A 23,363-nucleotide genomic window follows, 5' to 3' on the forward strand; every position below is an offset into this window, starting at 1 on the left:
TGATCATATTCAATTCGCCTTGCCTAAAACTTGTTTTATTCTTGCTGAAACTCGCATCTTGAGGTTACTTGGGTATATACAGGCTTAAATTATCCCGAGTTCAGGTTAAATCGTCACCCAGAAAACGAGGCCCATTAAAACGGGACATACGTAGCGCAGGTAATTTGGCCAAATCTTCCAGAATAAGCTGTGTTCAACCTCAGGGTTTCCTTGACGAATTTCGTCTAACAATTTAGCGCGATGCCACACCCAACCGGCGCAGATTGCCCACACTAAACCTAAAATGGGCTGTAAATACACCGTAGAAACCGTAATCACTAGCCCGAACAAAGTGCCAAAGTTAAACACGATTGCCGCAGCTAGTAGCAAGGCTAAACCGCCAATCCACATTACCGCTTTTTTACGGGTTTGACCTAATTCTTCCATCGCGCAAGAAACCGGCACTTCTAACATAGAAATCGAAGAGGTAAGTGCGGCGATCAACATTAAAGCAAAAAATAGAATACTGACGATAACGCCCACGCTGCCCATGGTATCGAACATGGCTGGCAACACCGTAAATACTAAAGTATCCGAATTCAGCAAGTTGCCAACGTCATCATAAATCACTACGCCATTTTTTTGTGCGACGAACATGGCCGGTAAAATCAATAAACCTGCACCAAACGCAATGCCGGTATCAATCATTGCCACTTGCGTTGCGGTTTTTGGAATATTGACATCTTTCGGTAAGTACGAACCGTATACCATCATCACCGTCACCCCGAGTGATAATGAGAAAAACGCCTGCCCCATTGCGCCAACCACCAAATCAGCACTGAAATGAGACGCGTCTGGTACTAAGTACATTTTCAAGCCATCCATCGCGCCATCTTGCAGTAAAATATAGCCAATCATCACCACAAATAATCCCACTAGCACGGGCATAAGACGCGACGACCAACTCTCAATACCATCCGTCACACCGCCCATCACCACTTTCATCGTAATCGCAATAAAAATGAGTGCGAGAACGAGATTACGTTCGGTGCTGAACGCTTCCAGCCAAGTTGCAGCCGAGTGGAAACCGATGAAATCTAAAATAGGACTCACAAGGTATCCGACTAACCAACCGGCAATAATCGAGTAAAAACTCAATATCATTAATGCGGTCAGCAAGCCTAGCAAACCAAACCCTGCAGGAATTTTACTGTTTGTTGGCCAGATACGCTTCACAGAACGTAACGGGTTGGCTTGTCCATAGCGGCCAATGGTCAACTCTGCAATCAGCATAGGCAAAGCCAGCACCACAACCATGACAAGGTAAACGAGTAAAAATACCGCTCCACCATTACTGGCTGCCTGTGTTGGGAATCCCCACACATTTCCTAAACCGACAGCAGAACCTGCCGCAGCCATAATAAAACCAAATTTCGAGCTAAACTGCGCTCGTGACGATGATGCCATATTTATTTCCATTCTAAAGCGTGACAACCCTGTGCGCTTCAAGCCGAGGCTTTCATTGCAGTAGGTTTAACTTCCGTTCATTACATGGGGCGTAAACCAACCCACCCGTAAACAAAAACGTACAGTCACTAAATTTTATTTCATTCAAAGGGGTTGCAAGTAAAGCAGTTTATCTATCTAAAGAAAAGAAAAAGCAGCATAAAAGGTCAATAAATCTCTTCAAATGAGCATAAAACCATCAACTGTGATTGATACATAAAGTTTCATGCCAATATGCATATTGTGAATGAGCCACTTTTAACCAAATGAGTTAGATTATGATTCTAATCACAGCTGAAACAGTGATAGTATCAAGCTCTATTAAGGTCATGATTTAAAGGGATAGATGGAAAAGTTACATCAATTATTGGCTTTAGCTGGCGTGATTAGTTATTGGCTGTTAGTCGCTGCAGTCACATTCCGAGTGGTATTCAAACGCCGAGCGGTCAGCGTCTCATTGGCATGGTTAATGATCATCTACATCATTCCATTTGTCGGTGTATTGTTGTATTTCTTATTTGGTGAATTAAACCTAGGACGGACTCGCGCGGAACGTTCTAAAAGTATGTTTACCCCATACGGCGAATGGTTTACCCAGCTGCATGAATGCCAAGCCCATCAACCAAATCTATTAAACCTTGAACTTGCGCAAATTCATGACCTATGTACTAACCGTACCGCCATCCCTGCATTGTGTGGCAATACCCTATCGCTGCAAGACACGCCAGATAAAATTCTGCGGTCGATCATACAAGACATCGAACACGCTAAAACCAATATACGTATGGAGTTTTATATCTGGCAAAGTGGTGGGCTAATTGATTCGGTTAACTCTGCGCTTGTTCAAGCAGCAAAACGCGGAGTTAAGATCCAAATTTTGGTCGACTCAGCAGGCAGTCCTAAATTCTTTCGTAGTCATTGGTATAAGTTAATGCTTGATGCCGGCATAGACATTCGCCAGGCACTTGAAGTGAACGCTTTCCGGATGTTCTTCCGCCGACTTGATCTGCGTTTACATCGAAAAATCATTACCATTGATGATGAAGTCGGTTACACAGGCTCGATGAATATGGTCGATCCCGAATTCTTTAAAAAAGACGCCGGTGTCGGTGAATGGATTGATGTAATGGTGCGTGTCACTGGCCCGACGGTTAACGTTTTGGCTGCCATTCACGCGTGGGACTGGGAAGTAGAAACAGGCATTCGAGAATTGCCTAGCTTTCCTGAATGTTCTATTGAAAACACGGGCGCACTACATCCAATTCAAGTTGTCCCTTCTGGTCCCGGCATGCCAGAAAATATCATTCAGCAAGTTCTCACCTTGGCCATTTTACAAGCAAAAGAGTCGGTTCGGATCACTACGCCCTATTTTGTGCCTAGCGATAATTTAATGCAAGTCTTCAAAATGACAGCTCAACGCGGCGTCAATGTAGAGCTGCTATTACCGAAGAAAAACGATTCGATGTTAGTAAATTGGGCATCGAAGTCCTTCTTTAGTGAATTACTGGAAGCTGGCGTAAAAATCTATCAGTTCGATGGCGGCTTGCTACATACTAAATCGGTCGTGATTGACCAACAAAGTTGCTTAGTTGGCAGCGTAAACCTAGATATGAGAAGCTTATGGCTCAATTTCGAGCTAACCCTAGTTGTGGACGATGATGGTTTCACAAAAGAACTGTACTGGGTACAAGAAAACTACTTACAACAATCTACACTTATTTCCAAAGAAGAATGGGCGCAACGAACCTTTGGCCATCGTATGCTAGAGCGTATTTTCTATTTATTTAATCCGTTGCTATAGCCCCATCGTTACCAATTATAAGGATATACAATGTCAGAAAAATACGAGACCAAGTTGGTTACTGCCGGACGCAATAAAAAATGGACTCATGGTGTGGTGAACCCACCCGTGCAACGCGCTTCAACCGTCGTATTCAATTCAGTGGCGGAAAAAAATGAAGCCACATTGAAGCGCCAAGGTCACACACTGTTTTATGGTCGCCGCGGTACTGAAACGCATTTTGCCTTCCAAGAAGCCATGACTGAAATTGAAGGTGGTGCCGGCTGTGCCTTATACCCATGTGGCGCGGCGGCAATTACCAACTCAATCTTATCTTTTGTTGAACATGGCGATCATGTCTTAATGGTCGACAGCTGCTACGAACCAACCCGAGATTTCTGCAACATCATCCTGAAAAAAATGGGGATTGAAACAACCTATTACGATCCAAGTATCGGTGAAGGCATCCGTGATTTAATTCAGCCTAATACTAAGATCCTGTTCACGGAATCACCTGGCTCGTACACCATGGAAGTGCAAGACGTGCCGCTGCTTTCTCGCATTGCGCATGAGCACGACATTATTGTGATGTTGGATAACACTTGGGGCGCAGGCGTGAACTTCTCACCTTTTGAACATGGTGTGGATGTATCTATTCAAGCCGCCACCAAATACATTGTGGGTCATTCCGATGTGATGCTAGGAACGGCTGTCGCCAATGAAAAGTACTGGCCACAGCTTCGTGAACAAAGCTACCTAATGGGTCAATGTGTCTCTCCAGATGATGCTTATACGGCATTGCGTGGCTTACGCACCTTAGGTGTACGTCTAAAACAACATGAACAGAATAGCTTTGCTATTGCGAAATGGCTAGAAACACGTCCTGAAGTGGATCACGTTCGCCACCCAGCGCTACCTTCTTGCCCGGGTCACGAACTCTTTCTACGAGATTTTAAAGGCGCGAATGGATTGTTCTCATTTGTACTCAAGACCAGCAACAAAAAAGCGACAACAGCCCTACTCGACACCGTGGAGCATTTCAGCATGGGTTATTCTTGGGGCGGTTATGAGAGCTTAATTCTCGCCAATGAACCCAGCAGCTTTGATCACATGCGCACCATTTCTAACCCACACTTTGAAGGCACATTAGTTCGCCTGCATATCGGCTTAGAAAATGTTGAGGATTTAATTGCTGATCTGGAGCGAGGTTTTGCCGCCTATAATGAGGCACTAAACGCTTAATCGTTCTAGCCCATTAAAGTGACCAATAAAAAAACCGGCAAATGAAATCACTCACTTGCCGTTTTAGTATCTCCGAATCCCTTACGCACTTTGTAAGCTTTCTGCATCTTCTCGCTTGAGCACTTTATGCCCATCTTCAGTCACGCCTTGTTTCCAATAACTACTGAAATAACTTTTCTCGCGTTGAATGAGATTTTGTTCTTTGAAGTGAGTACGAATGGCTTTCATTGCGGAAAACTCACAGGCACACCAAATCGCAATATCTTGGCTTATCAAGTCTAATTGAGCGACAGCATCAGCAAGTTGTTGTGGTTCATGGCCTATGACAGTGTGCAAACGAACTCCATTCGGCAGCGCTAATTCCGGTTTATCGGCTTCATCATGTAACTGAACCACGACGTGACCAGTGGCATTTTCATCTAATAGCGCCACTTTGGCACTCATGGCAGGAATAGCTGTCATATCTGCCACCAGAATCACTTGCTCGGATTCAAAGTCAATATCTTGGCTATTACCCGGCCCACCGATAAAGATCTCATCACCAACTTTGGCATTCATTGCCCAATGTATTGCATAGCCGCCCTGCTCAAGGTTGCGTGTTGAAGCATGCTCAAGTTCATGAATGACGAAATCCACGCTGACCTTTCCAGCATCAGTGTCCAATTCATTAATGGTATAAGTACGCATTACTGGACGCACACATTCACCAAGATTGGAAATATCAGTATGTCCTTCTGGATGGAACATCAATTTAATATAACCACCACGATCAGATTGATTCAGTTGTTTAAAGTCATCACTTTGCAGGATGATACGGTGCATATTGGGTGTGTTTTGAAAAGTATCAATGACACGCGCATGTTTAGGTTTACGGTTAGGTTTCATGATTATTCCTTATCGAAAGCAAGAGTGTCAGATGAATGGCGGCGACCTTGATGCTTATTGTGCTTGTGGCCGTGATGCTTGTGTCCACGATCTTTGTGTGCACGATCTTGGTGTCCATTAGGACCAGTTTCTCGCTGCTTTAATTTTGCTTTCACTCGTTTAACAGTAGAAATACTGCTGCCCGTTTCATCTGCAATGGCTTGTAGTGTTTTATCCGTTGCTAACAGTTCAATAATTTTCACATGTAATTCATGGTTTGCTCTGCGACCTTGAAACTTGGCTTCCCATTTATCCGGATTACCGCGTAATTTACGTCGGCCTAGTTCTGCTGCCATTAAACGTTGCTTGGTTTCTACTTCTTCATAACCTTTTAATAACCGAAGCAAAGCACTTGTTTGCTCATCATTGGGCTTGAAGATCAAATCTTGATGATATGTTTTCACATTGATGTTTTTTGCCAGTAATTCTGTGATCACATCGTAGGCGAGCTTAAAACCAAGCCCTAAATCCGTCATCCACCAGATCATCAAGGTATCGCCGGCTTCAAGTAGGCTATAGGCTTTTTTAAACTCAGGTCTTTCATTTAACGGCACGTTTCCACGCACACCTTTTTCTATCAACAACATATCTTGTGTGGCTTGGCTCATCACCTCAATTCGATTATCAATATCGGCCACTTTGGGGGAAACTCTGAGGTAACCTATGGTTTTATTTTTAGACATTTGTGTCTCCAATTCTTTGTTAGTTTTTATTATTTATCGTAAGGCTCATTTGGTGTTATTAAATAATGAACCAAAAAAGTTCATATTGCAACAACACACTAAATGAGCCTTTTGTTTTTCTTTAGACAAACTGGAGAAATCAAGAATGAAAGAAGACAAGTTCATAACACATTCAGGACGGGACAAGCGAAGAAAGTAAAAAACGAAGACAGTAAAAAGCCCCATCAGGACGATGAGGCTTTGCTTAAGGTAAGATTAAATCATTATTTCAATTCAAGGTTTGATGGCTGCTCAGGCGGAACATCATCATCGTGCTCTTCCATATTCCAAGGAAGAATACCCGGTGAAATATGAATGAAGTGCAGATAACGCTCAAACTGATTCAAAATATCATTAATGATGTCTTGCTGTTCATAGTTGTATACGTCATAAGCCTGTCCACCACGGCGTAAGAACACTTCAGCGCGATAGTAGTACTCGTCTTCAGGCTCTTCACCCTCAGAAGCAAACTCTGGCATCTCATAACCACGTAAGCGAATCTCATAGATGAACTCAACTTGGCCTTCTTTGAACACTTCAAAGTGGGCGCGGCAAAGCTCTTCATCAAACGTCACTTCCGCTTCCCAGTCTTGCGCCTCAAGCTCTTGCTCTACTTTACGCATACTTTCCAGTGCTGTGACCTGAATAAATTTCTCAACATCACTACGCGCTGGGAAATCAACTAAGTTAGCAAGGCGTTTTTTCCACATGCCTTTGCCTGATGGCCCAGCCGTATTTTGCTGAGTTTGCATATATTGCTGCTGACTACTTTCATGGTGCCCTTCAATTCGTAAGGCTTTGATCATGCCAACCATGGCAATCAACATAATAATGGCAAATGGCAACGCACTGACCACACTCGCGGTTTGCAATGCACCTAAACCACCCGCTAATAACAGCACTGAAGCAACAATACCTTCGGTCGCAACCCAGAACGTACGTTGCCAAGCTGGTGTTTCTTGTACCCCACCAGAAGCAAGTGAATCAATAACCAAAGAACCGGAGTCAGAAGATGTCACAAAGAAAGTAATGATCAGAACAACGGTCACAAATGAAATGATCGATGTCATCGGTAAACGTTCAAACAATTTAAACAGAGCGATGGCGTTGTTTTCTTGTACTTCTTGAATAATGTGATGGTAGCCATCCATCATGATCATGTGCAACGCGGTATCACCGAACACAGAGAACCAAAGGAAGGTAAAGATCGTTGGAACGACCATCACACCCACAACGAATTGACGAATGGTACGGCCACGGCTGATCTTAGCAATAAATAGCCCCACAAATGGCGCCCAAGCAATCGTCCAACCAAAAATGAACAAGGTCCAGTTACCAATCCAATCACTTGATGTATATGCTTGCAGGTTAAAGGTACGCTCAACTATGTTACTTAAATAGTTACCTGTATTTTGCATGAAGGTATTTAAGATAAATAACGTTGGACCAGCGACAAACACAAACAGCATTAATAATACGGCTAAACCAATATTGAGTAGCGAGAGGTTTTTCACCCCTTTGTCCATACCTGCGAGTACTGATGCAAGTGCACATAAAGTAATCAAGGTAATGGCAATAATTTGAACTGTGCTGTTAATTGGGATTTCAGGCCATAAGTAATGCAAGCCGGTATTAATTTGGGTTACAGATAGACCAAGCGTAGTCGCAATACCAAACAAGGTGCCTAAAATGGCAAACACATCAACAGCATGGCCAATTGGACCATGAATTTTTTCACCAATTAGAGGATACAACGTCGAACGCATCGAGAGCGGTAAGCCATGACGGAACGCAAAGTAAGCGAGAGCAAGGCCCACTAAGCCATAAATCGCCCAGATATGAAAGCCCCAGTGGAAGAAGGCAATTTGCATCGCTTGACGTGCCGCATCCACCGTTTCCGCTGCACCCGTTGGTGGCGACGCATAATGAAGCACAGGCTCTGCTACCCCAAAGAAGAGTAACGCAATTCCGTAACCGGCTGAAAATAGCATCGCAAACCATTCTGTAAAACTGTATTCAGGCTCAGCATGATCTGGCCCGAGCTTAATCTCACCCCATTTACTGACAGCGACACAAACGATAAACACTAAGAATATCGCAACGGCAAGCATGTAAAACCAACCGAAATTCGTTGTCACTTGTGAAAGTAAATCAGAAAAGAAAACCCCAGCTTTTTCAGGGTTTAAGATGGTGCCTATGACGAGAAGTGTAATAACGATAACGGCAGGGATAAAAACAGGAACTAAAACGGTGGATGACCTTTTCGAGGTCGATGAAACATCCATATGAGCTTCTCCTTACTGGATTAAAATTATCACCAATCGATGAAAATGCGTTAATTTCAATTAGCTATAAAAAAACACAACTCCATCAATGTAGTAACGTTTAACTAAGAATACAAAGCCCACCCAACAATATCCACAATATGTTAACGGAATGTCAGCATTTACACCTCAAGCGAACAAAATTACTGCTATCCGTTTAAAATATAAGCAATGCATGAGTAGGTTGATATAAAAACCAAATGCTTAAGCTTAAGCTTAAGCCCTTATCATTCACCATGCTCGCTTAATTGCTTTCAGCGTTGTAACATTTTTCAAAGCAAGGGCAATCAACGACATGATCATTCACCATTCCGACCGCCTGCATAAAGGCATAACAAATGGTCTCACCCATAAATTTAAAACCGCGCTTTTTTAAAAACTTACTCATGGCTTTCGATTCTTCACTCACTGCCGGAATATCAGCCATACTTTGACGCTTTGGCTGTTGCGGCTTTCCATCAACAAATTGCCAAAGGGCCGCGCTTAATGAGCCAAACTCTTCCTGTAACTCAATCGCCGCTCGCGCATTAGAGAAAACCGACGCAATTTTGCCTTTATGTTTCACCACATCATAGTTTTCAATGATATAAGGCACCCTGTCTTCGTCGTATTGAGCCAGTGTTTGTATCTCAAAGTTTGCAAAAGCGGCACGGTACCCTTCTCGCTTATTTAAAATCGTGCGCCAGCTCAAGCCTGCTTGCGCCCCTTCAAGACAAATGAACTCGAACAAGACTTTGTCATCGTAAACAGGCATGCCCCACTCTTTATCATGGTACTCGCGTTCATTGTCATGTTTCATTGCCCAGCCACAAGTGGTATCAGTCATGTTCCTATTCCCAATAAAAAAACCTCTGTACAGCATAACTGAAACAGAGGCATTGAATTCAAATTAATTTTGAGACAGTTGACCTAGTGTCTGTTGCCCTTTCGTGGCTGACTTTCTTTCGTGGCTGACTTTAAAGTCGGCTGAACTCTTTATCCACTTTGTAGGCATCTGAAGTCACGTATGCTTCCATATTGCGTAATTTGCCATCAATTTGGGCATACTCTTTATTGAGGTCGGCCAGCAACTCAGATGGCAATTGACCCGTTTGCCACGGCTTGCTTTTGATGGTGTGGTCAAAATCAAATTGATCAGCGGCCACTAAATCATCAGGGCGTTTTTCAAGCATCAACCACAAGCCAACATAAGCAAACAGAACGAGAATGCCGCCGCCGAGTAGAAAGGCGGAAACCACGATAATACGTACCCACCACACTTCCATACCAAAATATCGGCCTAATCCAGCACAAACACCGGCCAATTTGCCATTTTGAGGCTCACGATACAGTGCATTTCGATTGATTCCATTAGCCATGGCGGTTCCTCCAATTTGGAGACTCTGCATCGAGGATCTTTTCTAAGGTTTTCACTCGCTGCTGCACATCTTCTGCTTTTTCCGCTAAAGCCTTCAGTTGTCCAAGTTCTTCACTTGATAGCCCATGCGCCACTTTGCGCTTACTACGGTAGTGCAGTAACAGCCACAATGGCGCGACGAAAATCAAAAAGACAATCAGTGGTGCGACAAATAACGTACTCATTAACAACTCCTAATCATGAGATTACTGTTTATCCTGCAAAGATTCTTTCAGTTTTGCTAGCTCTTTTTCAATCTCATCATCGGCTTGGAGTTCAGCAAACTCTTGATTCAGATCTTTGGCTTTTTCACCTATATCATAGCTGTCTGCTTCCGCTTCAAGCTCAGTAATCTTACGTTCATACTGCTCGAATTTAGACATAGCTTCTTCTGTTTTCCCAGTATGAAGCTGCTTTTTAATATCACGACGATGGGTAGCAGACTGACGGCGCATCGCAATAGACTGCTGTTTAGCACGTGTTTCAGTGATTTTAGTTTCAAGCTTACTAACTTCACTGGCGAGCTTTTCAATTGACTCTTCCAGTAAGGTTTTTTCATTGCGTAAGTTTTTTAACTGTTCTTCCGCTTTTTGCTTTTCAATTAAGGCTGCACGCGCTAAATCTTCACGCTGCTTTTGAATGGCGAGCGATGCTTTCGCTTTCCAATCTTCTACTTGTTCTTCAAGAAATTCGATTTTACGAGTAATGTCTTTATTGTCAGCTAAAGCTTTCGCTGAATGAGTACGGACTTCAACCAGCGTGTCTTCCATTTCCTGAATAATTAAGCGAATCATCTTTTCAGGATCTTCTGCTTTATCGAGTAATGAGCTGATATTTGAGTTAACGATATCGGCAAAACGAGAAAAAATACCCATGTTATGTTCCCCTTTAATGATGTCACAGTCGTATTTCAGTTAACTTATGATATTCACAAAGCATGCCAAATCATAAGTCATTGTTATTTAATGCAGTAATGTCTAGCAACGACTTACCTCTTGCATTTAATTAAACAATTTGACTAACTATTGGTAAATTTAACCACATGGTGTGAGCTTTTATGAAAACGCAAAATATCATTGGCCAATCCGCTGCCTTTTTAGCTGCATTAGACAAAACGTCTCAGTTGGCGGCCATAGAGCGCCCAATCTTAATTATTGGTGAACGCGGAACTGGTAAAGAGTTAATAGCCCAGCGATTGCATTACCTTTCTAAGCGCTGGCAATATCCACTGGTTAGCCTCAACTGCTCAGCCTTGAATGAAGGTGTGATTGATTCTGAATTATTCGGACATGAATCGGGCGCATTTACCGGCTCAAAAGGCCAGCATAAAGGCCGCTTTGAACGTGCAGAAAATGGCACTCTGTTTTTAGATGAACTCGCCACCACACCATTTTCCGTGCAAGAAAAGCTATTGCGCGTGATTGAATATGGCGAATACGAGCGCGTCGGAGGAAGCAAGACACTACAAAGTAATGTGCGAGTAATTTGTGCAACCAATGCCAACTTGCCTGAAATGGCAGCCCAAGGGCAATTCAGAGCTGATTTACTCGACCGACTGGCCTTTGATGTCATTCACCTACCGCCTCTAAGAGAGCGCCATGAAGACATTCCATTGTTAGCCGAACACTATGCGATTCAAATGTGTCAAGAGTTGGGTTTACCACTGTTTACTGGTTTCAGTACTCGTGCTGAACAAGCATTACTTGATTACCCGTGGCCCGGCAATGTGCGTGAATTAAAAAATGTGGTAGAACGAGCGGTATATCGTCACGGAACCAAAGCAGGAAAAATCACTAACATTGAATTTGACCCATTTAAACAATCGCCAATGTCGGAAAGCTCGAGACAAACGACAACAGACAAACACATCAATGCCAACCCTACTCAACAGTCGACAAGTGACAACGTCACCAAGATTCAACTTAACCAACCAAGCTTTGGTCTTCCTATTGAATACAAAGATTGGCAACAACAGCAAGATATTCAACTTCTTAAGCAAAGCTTAAAGCAAGCGAAATACCATCAGCGGAATGCAGCGAAATTGCTCGGCTTGAGCTACCATCAATTTAGAGGCATGTTAAGAAAATACGACATGATCGGCAAAGAGCAGCAATAAGTAATCATAGAGCCAAGGAAGTGGGTATGTTCAAAACACGTTGCCAAATCTTCACTCTACTGCTGACCCTGGTGACTCTGGTTGGTTGTAAAGAGTCACCACAAACCCGTGAGGTTAGACAAACTGGCTTCGTGTATTGCGGTACCACTCATCCTATTTTTCTTAATCCTCAACTCTCAGACAGTGGAGATAATATAAAATCGATTGGGCCACAACTCTTTGATTCTTTGCTGGTTCTTGATCCTCAAACTTTTGAGCCCCTGCCTCACCTTGCTACCCGCTGGCAAGTCAGTGCAGATAAAACCGTATATACCTTTACCTTACGAGAAGATGTTCAATTCCAACATACGGCCTGGTTTACACCAACACGCGCTCTAAACGCACACGACGTGGTATTCAGCTTTAACCGCATACTCGATTCAGAAAACCCTTATCATTACGTCAATGGTGGGCGCTATCCATGGTTTGAAAGTATTGGTTTCCAACATCTCATTCATTCCGTTAAAGCTATCGACGACACTCATGTTCAATTTACTCTAAATCACCCGGATAACACTTTTTTAGCGAATATTTCGACCGTATTTGCCGCCATTCACTCTCAAGAATACGCTCACCAATTAGCGGCTAAAGATGAAAAAGACAACATCGACTCCAACCCCGTAGGGACTGGCCCTTTTCAATTAAGTAGTAGTGACCACAGTGAGTTGGTGCGATTATCTCGTCATGACGGTTATTGGAATGGCACGCCCAAAATGGCTCAAGTGGTATTTGATTTCTCCCACCGAGGCACGGGTAACTTGGCCAAGCTATTAACTCACGAATGTGACGTCATGGCCGATCCGATGACCAGCCAGCTTTCGCTTATTAATAATAATGCACAAATTAAATCCAATATCAGTAAAGCCATGAATGTGGCATTTTTATCTCTGAACACTCAACATTATGCCCTTACCGATATTCGAGTTCGCCATGCACTGAGCTACGCGATTAACCGACAAAACATCATAGATGCGGTGTATTTTGGCCAAGGTTACATTGCTTCTTCATTATTACCTGAAGATTCATGGGCATATCAAGACAATCAGCTTCAAATTCGTTATGATCCGCAGTACGCTAAAGCATTGTTGCAACAAGCGGGTTACAGTGATGGACTTTCGCTCACGATGTGGGTGCCATTAGCGGCTCAATCGTATAATCCGAGCCCAAATAAAACCGCAGAATTAATACAATCTGATTTAGCCAAAATTGGCATCAAACTGTCGATATTTAAAGAGCATTTCGTACGCCGGCATGTGTTGTTACAACAGCCAAATACCGATTTAATTTTAACCGGTTGGGCGGCGAATACTGGTGAACCCGACAGTTTATTAAGGCCACAGTTGTCATGTGAAGCGCAACGCGCCAGTTTAAATGTGGCGATGTGGTGTGACCCTGACTTTGATTTTTTGTTGACGTTAGCCCGTGAAAGCGAGCAAACTCGTCACCGTTTAAATTTGTATCATCAAGCACAAACTATGCTGACACAACAATTACCGATTATTCCCATTGCGCATGGTGTGCAATATCAAGTCCATGACAGTTCATTGAGTGGATTTGTGCTAAACCCTTTTAATTCAGGTAGTTTTGAGAACGTTGTAAGGGAAAAATAATGCTGGTTTATACCCTGCGCCGCATCAATTTATTCATCATTACTTTGTTAATTTTGACGCTCATTGGATATAGCATTTTACGTTTAGATCCTCTTTCTCCATGGGCCATTCAAGATTTCGTTCAAGGTTGGATGACGTATTTAAGCCAATTATCTCAGCTTAATCTGGGTATAAATTTGCACGGTGAGCCTGTTATTGACGAAATTAAGCTCGTATTTCCAGCCACACTTGAACTGTGCTTTTTCGCGATGATTTTCTCACTCATCATTGGTATTCCAATCGGAACCATTGCGGGTATGCGTCAAGGCAAAATCGTCGATACCTTTATTTCCTTTACTTCCATGGTTGGCTACTCCATTCCAATCTTTTGGATTGCGCTGATGATGATCATGTTCTTCTCGCTTAATCTTGGCGTGACGCCTGTATCGGGCCGCCACGATTTATTGCTTGAAGTACCTTACATCACAGGCTTTGCCACCATTGATGCGTTTTTGACTGAACAATCTAACCGGATCGAGCTCATTCACAGCGTCGCGCTTCACCTTTTACTACCATGCTTAGTGCTTGCACTGGCACCGACAACCGAAGTAATTCGCTTGATGCGTTCATCTGTAGCGGAAGTAAGAAAGCAAAATTATATTCGAGCCGCACGTATTCGCGGTTTATCCACTTATGAAATCATCTTCCAACATGTGTTGCGTAACGCGATTCCGCCGATCATTCCAAAAGTCGGCGTTCAACTGTCGACTATGCTGACCTACGCCATTATTACTGAGTCCATTTTTAACTGGCCGGGTATTGGCCGTTGGTTGCTGGATGCTTTAGCAAATAAAGACTTTGTGTCTATTCAGGCAGGCGTAATGACAGTGGCAACCTTTGTCTTAATCGTCAATATTCTCTCTGATCTCATCGGTGCGATGGTGAATCCGTTAGTAAGGAAGCAGTGGTATGCTGTCAAATAACATTTATCAAGAAGACCGCATTCCGGGTCAATTTGAACGTTTTTGGCGTAGCTATAGAGCCAATGGTCTCGCTATGTTTGGCTTATGGTGCTTCATTGGCCTAATTTTAATGACCTTGTTTGCTCAATGGATTGCCCCACACGATCCTCTGTTACAAACCACCACTCGACTACAACCGCCCTCTTGGCACCATGACGGCAGTGTCGACTATTTCCTCGGCACTGATGATATTGGCCGCGATATACTTTCACGCTTAATCATTGGTAGCCAATTAACCTTTGGATCTGGCATGGTAATTATGCTGATTGCCACCTTGATTGGTTGCACCATAGGTATTTTTGCCGGCATGACCAAAGGAATGTTATCCAGTACCTTGAATCACCTTCTCGATACCGTTATGTCAATTCCATCGATTTTATTAGCAATTATCTTCGTTGCTTTTCTAGGCACTGGCGAATTTAACATTCTATTAGCGATTTGTTTGTCTTTGATCCCAAGATTTATTCGTTCGGTCTATATCGCCGTAAGTGCTGAAATGGAAAAAGACTACAACATCGCGGCTCGACTGGATGGGGCGAATAATTTCCAATTGTTATGGAGTTCGATCTTACCGAACTTATCTACCGTCATCACATCAGAAATGACCATTGCCGCCTCAATGGCAATTTTAGACATCAGCGCACTGGGTTTCTTAGAGCTCGGTGCTCAATCGCCTTCACCAGAATGGGGAACCATGTTGGGTGATTCTGTAGACTTGATTTATCTTGCGCCATGGACAGTAACCTTACCTGGTGTTTTCATTATGTTTTCTGTCATCATTATCAACTTGGTTGGTGAAGGTGTTCGTCACTCTCTCAGTGCGGGGACAGAATAATGCCATTACTCGATATCCGAAACTTAACCATCGAAATCGAAACACCTCACGGCACCGTAAAAGCGGTAGACCGCATGAGTTTGACTCTAAATGAAGGTGAAATTCGTGGTCTTGTAGGCGAATCTGGCTCTGGAAAAAGCCTTGTGGCCAAAGCAATCGTGGGCTTGACTAAAGACACTTGGAATGTATCAGCGGATAGAATGCGTTTAGGCAATATCGATTTATTGCAACTGACTCCGAAAGAGCGTCGCCGTGTCATTGCCCGCGATATTGCGGTGATATTCCAAGAACCAAGTAGCTGTTTAGATCCATCGGAACAAATTGGTCACCAACTGCGTGAATCGATTCCATCTTCCTCTTTTGAAGGTAAATGGTGGCAACGTTGGCATTGGCGCCATAAACATGCCAAAGCCTTACTGCATAAAGTCGGTATTAAAGATCATCGCCAAGTCATGAATTGCTACCCGTATGAATTGACCGACGGCCAATGCCAGAAAATCATGATTGCGATGGCGATTGCGTCAAAACCTAAGTTATTAATCGCCGATGAGCCCACCAACGACCTCGACCCTATTACGCAGTCTCAAATTTTGCGTCTGCTGAGTCGTTTGAATCAGGTGAATAACACCACCATTATGTTGATCGGTCACGACCTGACGACCATCACCCAATGGGCGACACGCATTACCGTAATGTATTGTGGTCAATCGGTCGAATCGGCCAGCACCAAACATATCTTAGATGAGCCTAAGCACCCGTACACCGTGGCACTGCTACATGCCATGCCAGACTTTAATGATTGGATCCCACATAAAAGCCGACTGCCATCGCTACCCGGATCAATTCCACCATTACAGCATCTACCGATTGGTTGCCGCTTAGGCCCACGTTGCCCTTATGCACAAACACAATGTGTCAACGTGCCAGTACGTCGTCGCATCAAAAATCATAAGTTTAGTTGTCACTTCCCGCTGAATATGGAAAAACGCTCAACGGTTGAAAAGAAAGTGAAATTGGAGAAACAGATATGAGTGCGTTGTTAGAAGTCATCGACTTATCGAAAAACTTTGTCACTCGCTCCGGCTTTTTCAAAAAGCGTGTTCACCAAGCGGTAAAGCCAGTCTCTTTCACTCTTGATGCAGGGCAAACACTCGGCATTATTGGTCAAAATGGTTCAGGGAAATCTACACTCGCAAAAATGCTGGCAGGAGTGACAGAACCAAGCCAAGGCAAGATTTTTGTTAACGGTGAGCAGTTATTTGATAAAGACTACGCTACCCGTTGTAAATTGATTCGCATGATTTTCCAAGATCCCAATACGTCACTCAACCCACGTATTCAAATTGGTAAAATCTTAGAAGAGCCGCTTAAACGTAATACACAAATGACGCCCGAAGCGCGCGTTTTACGTGTAAAAGAAACCTTAACTCGCGTTGGCTTATTGCCAGAGCATGCATACTTCTATCCTCAAATGCTTGCAACCGGTCAGAAACAGCGCGTATGCCTCGCGAGAGCCTTAGTGTTGCAACCTTCTGTGATTGTGGCAGATGAAGCGCTAAACGGCTTAGACATGGCAATGCGCTCGCAGATCATTAACCTATTCTTAGAATTACAAGAAGAAATGGGCGTGTCATTTGTCTATGTGTCACAACATATCGGCGTGGTAAAACACATTACCGACAAAATTATGGTGATGCACGAAGGTGAAGTGGTTGAGACAGGTGAGACACAAAAAGTCATCGCTTCACCGCAACATCCTGTCAGTCAAAAATTGATTGAAAACCACTTCAATAAAACTCCAAGTCATTTGAAGTGAAAAATGAGATACCGTGTTAAGGGTATTTAAAATCATAAATACCCTTATATCTAATTAATCCGCTTTTACTCGGACTAACGGGCTAGTATCTGAATGGTTAAAGTCCTTCCCATAAATCTTTAGGTGTGTATTTTGATTGATAGTCAAATTATCACCATCAATGTTAATCGTCATCGAGTAGCCAGTCGTCGATGCATTTTTTTCCATAAAAGAAGATTCGGCAATTCCCTTAGGTGAAGCTACGAAAGAGATTTTATTATCACCAGGATTCACTTTTCCTTCAGAAGTTACACATGTATTTCTTGGAACACAAAACGTGTTATAAGCCATATTGTTGGCTTTATCGTAGATAAAATATCCTCGTTGATCATGAAACTTCGTATCATCGGCTTTTTTGAACATTTCCATTTTATAATACAAAGCAACGAGATTCTGTTTACCAGCATTCACCGCATCAGCCGCAACTTCAATAGTTGTAATTTCATAGTAAGGGCTAACAGCGGGCGCACCAGCACCAGTTTCGGTATCAGGGCGCGCAGGTGCTATATCAATACCACCTGAATCTGTCGACTTCCAGGTACCGACTAATGACGCAAGCGGGCCAAAGTCCATTCCATTTATAACCGTATCGGTCTTTTCTGCAGCAAAGCTAGAAATAGATATGACCGAACATATTGAACACACTAAAAGTTTTTTCTTCATTGTCTGATCCTAATGTTATTTTTTATAGTTAATTCAGACAAAATAAAGTTAACCACATTAGACTTTATTGTTTAGAATCAAGTTACGCGTGAGTAATACATCTATATATCAACAATGTTAGCTATATCACAGTGCTATATTAAAGCTAATCTGTCACACCATGCAGGTATTTAAAAATCGTTTCAGGGTCTAGATGCTTTTGTAATGGCTGATAGTCCACCCCCTTTTCAAAGACATATTCAGTGAGTAACACACGAACTTCGTGCACCAGTTCTTCCGCATCCCACGGCTTGGCAAAAAATCGGTCAATATGTGCTTTATTGATGGCTTCGATCAACACTTCATTGGTTGGGTTTTGTGACAGCATGATTTTTTTTGTATGCCTGAAACGACGATCAGCAGCAAGCAGTTGTAACCAATCGACCCCATTTTGTCCTGGCATATTTTGGTCTGAGACGACAACACAAGCGTATTTACCGTCTTGATCTAACTTTTCAATCCATGTTTGTGCCGCCTCTGCATCGGGGCAAATTTTAATTTTTACCCAATCTGAGAACCCAGCTAAATCGTGCGCCAATTGAAACAGCATCTCCGGCTGATCATCAACACAGATTATGTGAAACCTATCCATCTTCACGTCCTTTGCTTTATCTATTGATTCGTTAATTTGTTATCACATTCAATATCGCCACTACCGCAAAGCTGAGTGCGACACCTAATAGGCCAATAATAATGCCCACTTTCGCCATTTGATTGGTTTGTATATGGCCAGTCGCATGAGCCAATGCATTCGGAGGCGTACTGATCGGCAATGCCATTCCGAGCGAGGCGGCAAACGTCACCACCAAAATTAATGTGGTTTGCCCACCTAACGGTGCAAGGCTCGTCATTGTCATACCTAATGCCGCCATTATCGGCATCAGTAGGTTTGCGGTGGCAGTATTCGACATAAAGTTCGCCATCACTAAACTCAATAAAGCCGCGCCAACCAACACGACATAAGGTGAAAAGTCACCAAATGGAATGCTATACACAATTAATGCCGCTAATCCGCTTTTATCTAACGCAAGCCCGAGCGCAATACCACCAGAAACCAGCCACAGTACATCCCAAGAAATTTTCTTAAGATCTTCTTTTGTAATGATACCGGTAATCAAAAACACGGTGACAGGAATCATAGCGACCGTATACGAGTTCATGCCATGCGTACTGCCCATCAACCATAATAGAATAGTGACAATGAAAGTAATGTAGACAACAAATGCTTGTGGCGTTTTTAAAAACTGACCTTGTATATCAAGCGAAATACTTTTTTGCTTAGCGGGAAATAATGCCAAAATCAGCAACCACGCGGCCGCCATCAAAAGAATTACAAATGGCACGCCAAACGCCATCCATTCGCCAAATGAAATGGTTGATGTACCTTGCAAATATTTGAGCGCAATCGCATTGGGCGGCGTACCGATAGGCGTACCTATACCACCAATATTGGCAGCCAATGGAATACACAAAGCGAAGGCGGTACGGCTTGGATCGTCAGGTTTTAGTAACACCATCACGGGCGCTAAGATAGACAGCATCATCGCCGTGGTCGCTGTATTCGACATAAACATCGAGAACATCGCCGAGATCAACATTAATCCTAGAATCATAAATTTAGGTTGATCGCCAAACGGTTTGAGCAAAACACGAGCCAAGTTGATATCTAAGCGATATTTAGTCGCCGCAATGGCCAAAAAGAAGCCGCCCAAAAACAACATAATGATTGGGTTCGCAAACGTCGCCATGATATCGGCATGGTTCATCACCAGGCCATAAACCTCACTGCCCTGCTGCCCAGTGAATAAAACGATAGATTTATCCGAAATAAGCAACAATTCAAAGCAGATGATCGCAACTGACGTCGCGTAAATTGGGATCGGCTCCATAACCCAACTTAATGCTGCAAATAGGAATATGGCAGCAACGCGTTGTTGAATAATGGTCATCCCTTCAAAAGGAAAAACTGAAAGCGGTAAAAACAGCACAATCAAAGGAATAACGATTGGGAAAAAATAGCGGAGATATTGGCGCATAGACTGAACTCTTATTGTCATTTCGCCCATTATTAAGTGAGTTCGGCTTAGCAATTTAGAGTTAGATCAATAAAGTGTTCGCTTATTTATCGCCTGATAAAAGATTGTGATTGGACACAAAAAAAGACAACCAAATGATTGCCTTTCTTTACGTTATAGATGGCTAGAAGCCTTATCAATTAACGCTTTTGCGCTTGCTTTTTAAGCTCAAAATCAAATTCATCTGGGAAAACGATCACGCCTTCTTGGTCGGCATTTGGAAATACCACAATGGATAAATCATCGTCTTCTAATCCGTGTGTCCAGCGGCTATGCCATTTGTTTAATGAAATCGCTTCAGGCTTACACTCTTCCCAATCGCCATTGGCCCAAGCTTGTGCAAACTCTTGGTTCGGCCACACTGGCACACAATCTTCATCTTCGGTGTTCAGCATCACGCAGCCGTCTTCATCGACTAAGATCCAGATTTGACGGTTCGCCACCACTTCTTTAATGCAGTATTGAAAACGCTTTTCGCTGTCGTAGGCGTTAATTTCCGCCATCTTTGCTGTATCTAACGTTTGAGTCATGAGCGTTCTCCGCTTTAATGTCAATTTGCTATAAAAAAGGCGAGTCAACACCCGCCTTCTTAATTGATATGTCTTAAATTTAGACCAATTCAGCTTGCAACCAAGGCCAGCCTTGTTTCTTACGGCTTAGCGTGTTTTCCATGACTAAAGAACCGTCTTTTACGTGTTTCTCAAGTTTTGCAGCCCACTCGCCTTTAAATAATAGCTCAGTGGTGCTGGTTGTAATGTCGGTCAGCATTAACGCAGCAAACGCCAAACCATCTTCTTGGCAACGACGCTCAAGGTCAGCATTCAAATCATCGATCATACCGTCAACTTGTTCCATTGTTGCCAATTCAACTTGACCCACAACCACATCACGACCGTTGAATGGGTAAGCTTTCAAGTCTTTCTCAACCAATTGAGCCGCTGTTAGACCTTCGATGTCTGTTTTAGCAATCAATAGATTTTTGATGAATTCATCTAGGTTTTCGATACCTGCGATTTCAGCCAACTCTTTCACTGCCGCTTCATCTTTTGGCGTACAAGTTGGAGATGCAAAGCCTACTGTATCAGACAAAATAGCTGACATCATTAAAATCGCTAATGGTTTAGTGATTTCCGCTTGTTCCATTTTGAACAGGTTGAACAAAATAGTACAAGTACAGCCTACTGGCCAAATCCATGCTTCAAGCGGATTAATCGTCATCACGTCACCTAAACGGTGGTGATCAACAATACCTAGAATTTCTGCTTCTGCGATATCGTCTGGTGCTTGTGCCACGTCCGTGTAGTCCACTAACCAAATTTTTTGACCTGCAACGCCAGTACACATTTCTGGTTGCTCAACGCCCGCTTGCTCAAGAATGTATTGAGTTTCACGGTTAAGCTCGCCTTGACGAACTGCTTTCGCTTCCAAACCTCGCGCTTTTAAAAGCTCGGTGGCAACCAATGCACTACAAATGCTATCACTATCCGGGTTTTTGTGACCTACTACTTGGATCATGTGTTTTCCTATTACAACGGTTTATTTAAACGGATTCCCATAGCGGGAAATTTTGCCCGTTACTTTACCTGATTTTCAAAATTTGTCATCGACCAACTAACAATTTGCCGGATATAAACACTATTTTCCTGTTCATTAAACCTAAGTTTGTCTGTTTTAAACGCAGTCAATCCGGCGGAAAGTGAACAGGCTATCAAAAAGCATTTTTGCTGCTTGCTAAACCTTAAGTTTGCAACCTATTGTATGTTTAACGATAAAAATAAGGATCTATTATGAAATTTACCGCACAGAATATTGCCGAGTTAAACCTACTTCTTCAGTTTGATCCAACCAGCATGCAAACCGGCATCAAAGTTCACAACGACGCCGCACCAGAAATGCAAGCCGCAGCAAAAAGCCTATTTGATAAGAATTTATGTACCCTTCAAGATGGCGGTTACTTAACCGATGAAGGGATTGAACTCGCAGAGCACGCTTTAAAAGTATTGAACGTGTTGTCGTCTAAAGCGTAAGAATCCGTTAGTTTTTTTAGGTTATAAACATACAAAAGCAGAGCTTCTAAATGGAGGCTCTGCTTTTTTGTGTTTAGGCAAACGGTATTAGGATTTATATGTCATCTTCGGTCAAGATTTGCCGACAATTGCGGCACTCAACACACTAGTAGCTTTTCAAGCGCTAAGGGAGATCAGACTACTTTCATTTCTTAATACGTCCTAACACTTGCATTCGTGCATCTTCATTGGAAATACCAAGGCCAGAAGCTAGTTGAGACTCTGCTGCTAGCATTTCTTCCAACAACTCAATTTTCTCTTGCATCACTTCATACTCTGCAACATCAAGCACAACAGCAACGCCTTTACCACGTTGTGTAATCACCAACGGACGGCGAGTTTCATTAATCTGTTTGATATAAGAAGCGACCCCGGCACCAAATTCAGATAATGGCTGAATATCTTGATCGAAATGAGTGCGACTCATGTTTATCACCTATCAGCAAAATCACTTACAAATAATAGTTTAACTAAAAATTTTGAGTGGAAAATTAATCCTTTGTCACAAGCCGATCATTAATAACGACGAATATTGACCAAAGCAATTACACTTACCAAACACATACATGCAACATATGATACTTATACACGAAAACACACTTAAGGAAACCTAATATTAAGGATGAAAGATGTTTAAGAAGGCTTCTCTACTAGTTACAACTTTATTTTTGGCTGCCTGTTCAGCACCAAAATATACCGTAACTCCTATTCCAGAACCCCAAATAACGAAAGAAATCACAATTGTTAAAGATGATGCTACAAGACCTATCTTTTTGGATACCATGCAAGAGTGGTGTTTGGAATATGCTCATAGATGTAAACTTGTCGCTGATGGCACACTCCCTAACCCTTCAGAACTAACATTGATGTATGTTTCTCAATGGAGCTGGGACTTAAGCACATACATTTCTGATTCAAGAATTAATGCTTACAAGGATGAACGTAAGGTAGGAGAAGTAGAATTCAAAGCACCAGATAGTCTAAATAGTGATAAATGGGGTGATGACCGTAAACGTATTTTGATGATGCTAGATTTATTATTCAATATGACAACAGTCAATGAAGCTGACGCGAAAATCAAGTCAGGTGAAATTTAATGATTCCAGTCTCAATCTTAAAAGCTATACCTAGTAATAAATTACGTCTTTATTAGTCAAAAACGCCCCACTTCATAACAAAGTGAGGCGTTGT

24 protein-coding genes are annotated in these 23,363 nt (G+C 42.7%); 10 read left to right on the forward strand and 14 right to left on the reverse strand.

Features of this window, described 5'->3' with window-relative positions:
- Positions 1-105 precede the first annotated feature (105 nt).
- A complete protein-coding gene (locus Vgang_RS06540; RefSeq protein ID WP_105901941.1) occupies positions 106-1,446 on the reverse strand; it encodes a sodium-dependent transporter in 1,341 nt (446 codons plus the stop codon).
- Between the two features lie 385 nt (positions 1,447-1,831).
- Here Vgang_RS06540 and cls point away from each other — a divergent pair, with 385 nt between their 5' ends.
- Positions 1,832-3,286, forward strand: coding sequence for a cardiolipin synthase (cls, locus tag Vgang_RS06545; RefSeq protein ID WP_105901940.1), 1,455 nt, complete (start codon positions 1,832-1,834; stop codon positions 3,284-3,286).
- Positions 3,287-3,316: 30 nt separating this feature from the next.
- Entirely contained in the window at positions 3,317-4,507 is a 1,191-nt protein-coding gene (locus Vgang_RS06550) for a cystathionine beta-lyase (RefSeq protein ID WP_105901939.1), read from the forward strand.
- A gap of 81 nt (positions 4,508-4,588) precedes the next feature.
- Here the strand turns inward: Vgang_RS06550 and Vgang_RS06555 are convergent, their stop codons facing one another.
- The 7 genes from Vgang_RS06555 to pspA form a co-directional block, all read right to left on the reverse strand.
- Entirely contained in the window at positions 4,589-5,392 is an 804-nt protein-coding gene (locus Vgang_RS06555) for a siderophore-interacting protein (RefSeq protein ID WP_105901938.1), read from the reverse strand.
- Positions 5,393-5,394: 2 nt separating this feature from the next.
- Complete coding sequence (locus tag Vgang_RS06560; RefSeq protein ID WP_105901937.1) at positions 5,395-6,114, reverse strand: recombinase family protein; 720 nt, start codon at positions 6,112-6,114, stop codon at positions 5,395-5,397.
- Positions 6,115-6,377: 263 nt separating this feature from the next.
- Entirely contained in the window at positions 6,378-8,438 is a 2,061-nt protein-coding gene (locus Vgang_RS06565; protein WP_105901936.1) for a BCCT family transporter, read from the reverse strand.
- Positions 8,439-8,721: 283 nt separating this feature from the next.
- Positions 8,722-9,303: a DNA-3-methyladenine glycosylase I gene (locus tag Vgang_RS06570; protein WP_105901935.1), complete on the reverse strand. Its 582-nt coding sequence runs from the start codon at positions 9,301-9,303 to the stop codon at positions 8,722-8,724.
- Between the two features lie 130 nt (positions 9,304-9,433).
- Positions 9,434-9,835 carry an envelope stress response membrane protein PspC gene (pspC, locus tag Vgang_RS06575; RefSeq protein ID WP_105901934.1) on the reverse strand — a complete coding sequence of 134 codons (402 nt, stop codon included), beginning with the start codon at positions 9,833-9,835 and terminating at the stop codon, positions 9,434-9,436.
- On the reverse strand, positions 9,828-10,058 hold the full coding sequence (gene pspB, locus Vgang_RS06580; RefSeq protein ID WP_105901933.1) for an envelope stress response membrane protein PspB: 231 nt from the start codon (positions 10,056-10,058) through the stop codon (positions 9,828-9,830). Before pspB ends, pspC begins: the two co-directional genes overlap by 8 nt.
- 21 nt (positions 10,059-10,079) lie before the next feature.
- On the reverse strand, positions 10,080-10,748 hold the full coding sequence (pspA, locus tag Vgang_RS06585) for a phage shock protein PspA (RefSeq protein ID WP_105901932.1): 669 nt from the start codon (positions 10,746-10,748) through the stop codon (positions 10,080-10,082).
- Between the two features lie 182 nt (positions 10,749-10,930).
- On the opposite strand from pspA, the gene pspF reads away from it, so the two are divergent.
- The 6 genes from pspF to Vgang_RS06615 are packed head-to-tail and all read left to right on the forward strand — an operon-like array spanning position 10,931 to position 17,290.
- Entirely contained in the window at positions 10,931-11,989 is a 1,059-nt protein-coding gene (pspF, locus tag Vgang_RS06590) for a phage shock protein operon transcriptional activator (protein ID WP_105901931.1), read from the forward strand.
- 26 nt (positions 11,990-12,015) lie between these two features.
- Positions 12,016-13,638: an ABC transporter substrate-binding protein SapA gene (gene sapA, locus Vgang_RS06595; protein WP_105901930.1), complete on the forward strand. Its 1,623-nt coding sequence runs from the start codon at positions 12,016-12,018 to the stop codon at positions 13,636-13,638.
- Positions 13,638-14,600 (forward strand): ABC transporter permease, encoded by a 963-nt coding sequence (locus Vgang_RS06600; RefSeq protein ID WP_105901929.1) that lies wholly within the window; start codon positions 13,638-13,640, stop codon positions 14,598-14,600. Before sapA ends, Vgang_RS06600 begins: the two co-directional genes overlap by 1 nt.
- Entirely contained in the window at positions 14,587-15,474 is an 888-nt protein-coding gene (locus Vgang_RS06605) for an ABC transporter permease subunit (protein WP_105901928.1), read from the forward strand. The genes Vgang_RS06600 and Vgang_RS06605 overlap by 14 nt, the downstream gene beginning before the upstream one ends.
- Positions 15,474-16,505, forward strand: coding sequence for a peptide ABC transporter ATP-binding protein (locus Vgang_RS06610; protein WP_105901927.1), 1,032 nt, complete (start codon positions 15,474-15,476; stop codon positions 16,503-16,505). The genes Vgang_RS06605 and Vgang_RS06610 overlap by 1 nt, the downstream gene beginning before the upstream one ends.
- On the forward strand, positions 16,502-17,290 hold the full coding sequence (locus Vgang_RS06615) for a peptide ABC transporter ATP-binding protein (RefSeq protein WP_105901926.1): 789 nt from the start codon (positions 16,502-16,504) through the stop codon (positions 17,288-17,290). Before Vgang_RS06610 ends, Vgang_RS06615 begins: the two co-directional genes overlap by 4 nt.
- 54 nt (positions 17,291-17,344) lie before the next feature.
- Here Vgang_RS06615 and Vgang_RS06620 read toward each other — a convergent pair whose 3' ends face one another.
- The 5 genes from Vgang_RS06620 to Vgang_RS06640 all read right to left on the reverse strand — a co-directional run bounded on the left by Vgang_RS06620 (position 17,345) and on the right by Vgang_RS06640 (position 21,621).
- A complete protein-coding gene (locus Vgang_RS06620) occupies positions 17,345-17,992 on the reverse strand; it encodes a heme-binding beta-barrel domain-containing protein (protein ID WP_105901925.1) in 648 nt (215 codons plus the stop codon).
- Positions 17,993-18,137: 145 nt separating this feature from the next.
- Entirely contained in the window at positions 18,138-18,623 is a 486-nt protein-coding gene (locus Vgang_RS06625; protein WP_105901924.1) for a response regulator, read from the reverse strand.
- A 31-nt stretch (positions 18,624-18,654) separates the two neighbouring features.
- Complete coding sequence (locus Vgang_RS06630) at positions 18,655-20,067, reverse strand: SLC13 family permease (RefSeq protein ID WP_105901923.1); 1,413 nt, start codon at positions 20,065-20,067, stop codon at positions 18,655-18,657.
- Positions 20,068-20,246: 179 nt separating this feature from the next.
- Positions 20,247-20,636 carry a DUF2750 domain-containing protein gene (locus Vgang_RS06635; RefSeq protein ID WP_105901922.1) on the reverse strand — a complete coding sequence of 130 codons (390 nt, stop codon included), beginning with the start codon at positions 20,634-20,636 and terminating at the stop codon, positions 20,247-20,249.
- Positions 20,637-20,715: 79 nt separating this feature from the next.
- Positions 20,716-21,621, reverse strand: a complete 906-nt coding sequence (locus Vgang_RS06640; RefSeq protein WP_105901921.1) for a manganese-dependent inorganic pyrophosphatase — start codon at positions 21,619-21,621, stop codon at positions 20,716-20,718.
- A gap of 272 nt (positions 21,622-21,893) precedes the next feature.
- Here Vgang_RS06640 and Vgang_RS06645 point away from each other — a divergent pair, with 272 nt between their 5' ends.
- Positions 21,894-22,133 carry a TIGR02647 family protein gene (locus Vgang_RS06645; RefSeq protein WP_105901920.1) on the forward strand — a complete coding sequence of 80 codons (240 nt, stop codon included), beginning with the start codon at positions 21,894-21,896 and terminating at the stop codon, positions 22,131-22,133.
- A 184-nt stretch (positions 22,134-22,317) separates the two neighbouring features.
- On the opposite strand, the gene Vgang_RS06650 is transcribed toward Vgang_RS06645, so the two are convergent.
- Positions 22,318-22,599 carry a type II toxin-antitoxin system Phd/YefM family antitoxin gene (locus tag Vgang_RS06650; RefSeq protein ID WP_105901919.1) on the reverse strand — a complete coding sequence of 94 codons (282 nt, stop codon included), beginning with the start codon at positions 22,597-22,599 and terminating at the stop codon, positions 22,318-22,320.
- A gap of 202 nt (positions 22,600-22,801) precedes the next feature.
- On the opposite strand from Vgang_RS06650, the gene Vgang_RS06655 reads away from it, so the two are divergent.
- Positions 22,802-23,269 carry an Sbal_3080 family lipoprotein gene (locus tag Vgang_RS06655; RefSeq protein ID WP_105901918.1) on the forward strand — a complete coding sequence of 156 codons (468 nt, stop codon included), beginning with the start codon at positions 22,802-22,804 and terminating at the stop codon, positions 23,267-23,269.
- Positions 23,270-23,363: the final 94 nt, after the last annotated feature.

This window comes from Vibrio gangliei, assembly GCF_026001925.1.
Taxonomy (GTDB): domain Bacteria; phylum Pseudomonadota; class Gammaproteobacteria; order Enterobacterales; family Vibrionaceae; genus Vibrio; species Vibrio gangliei.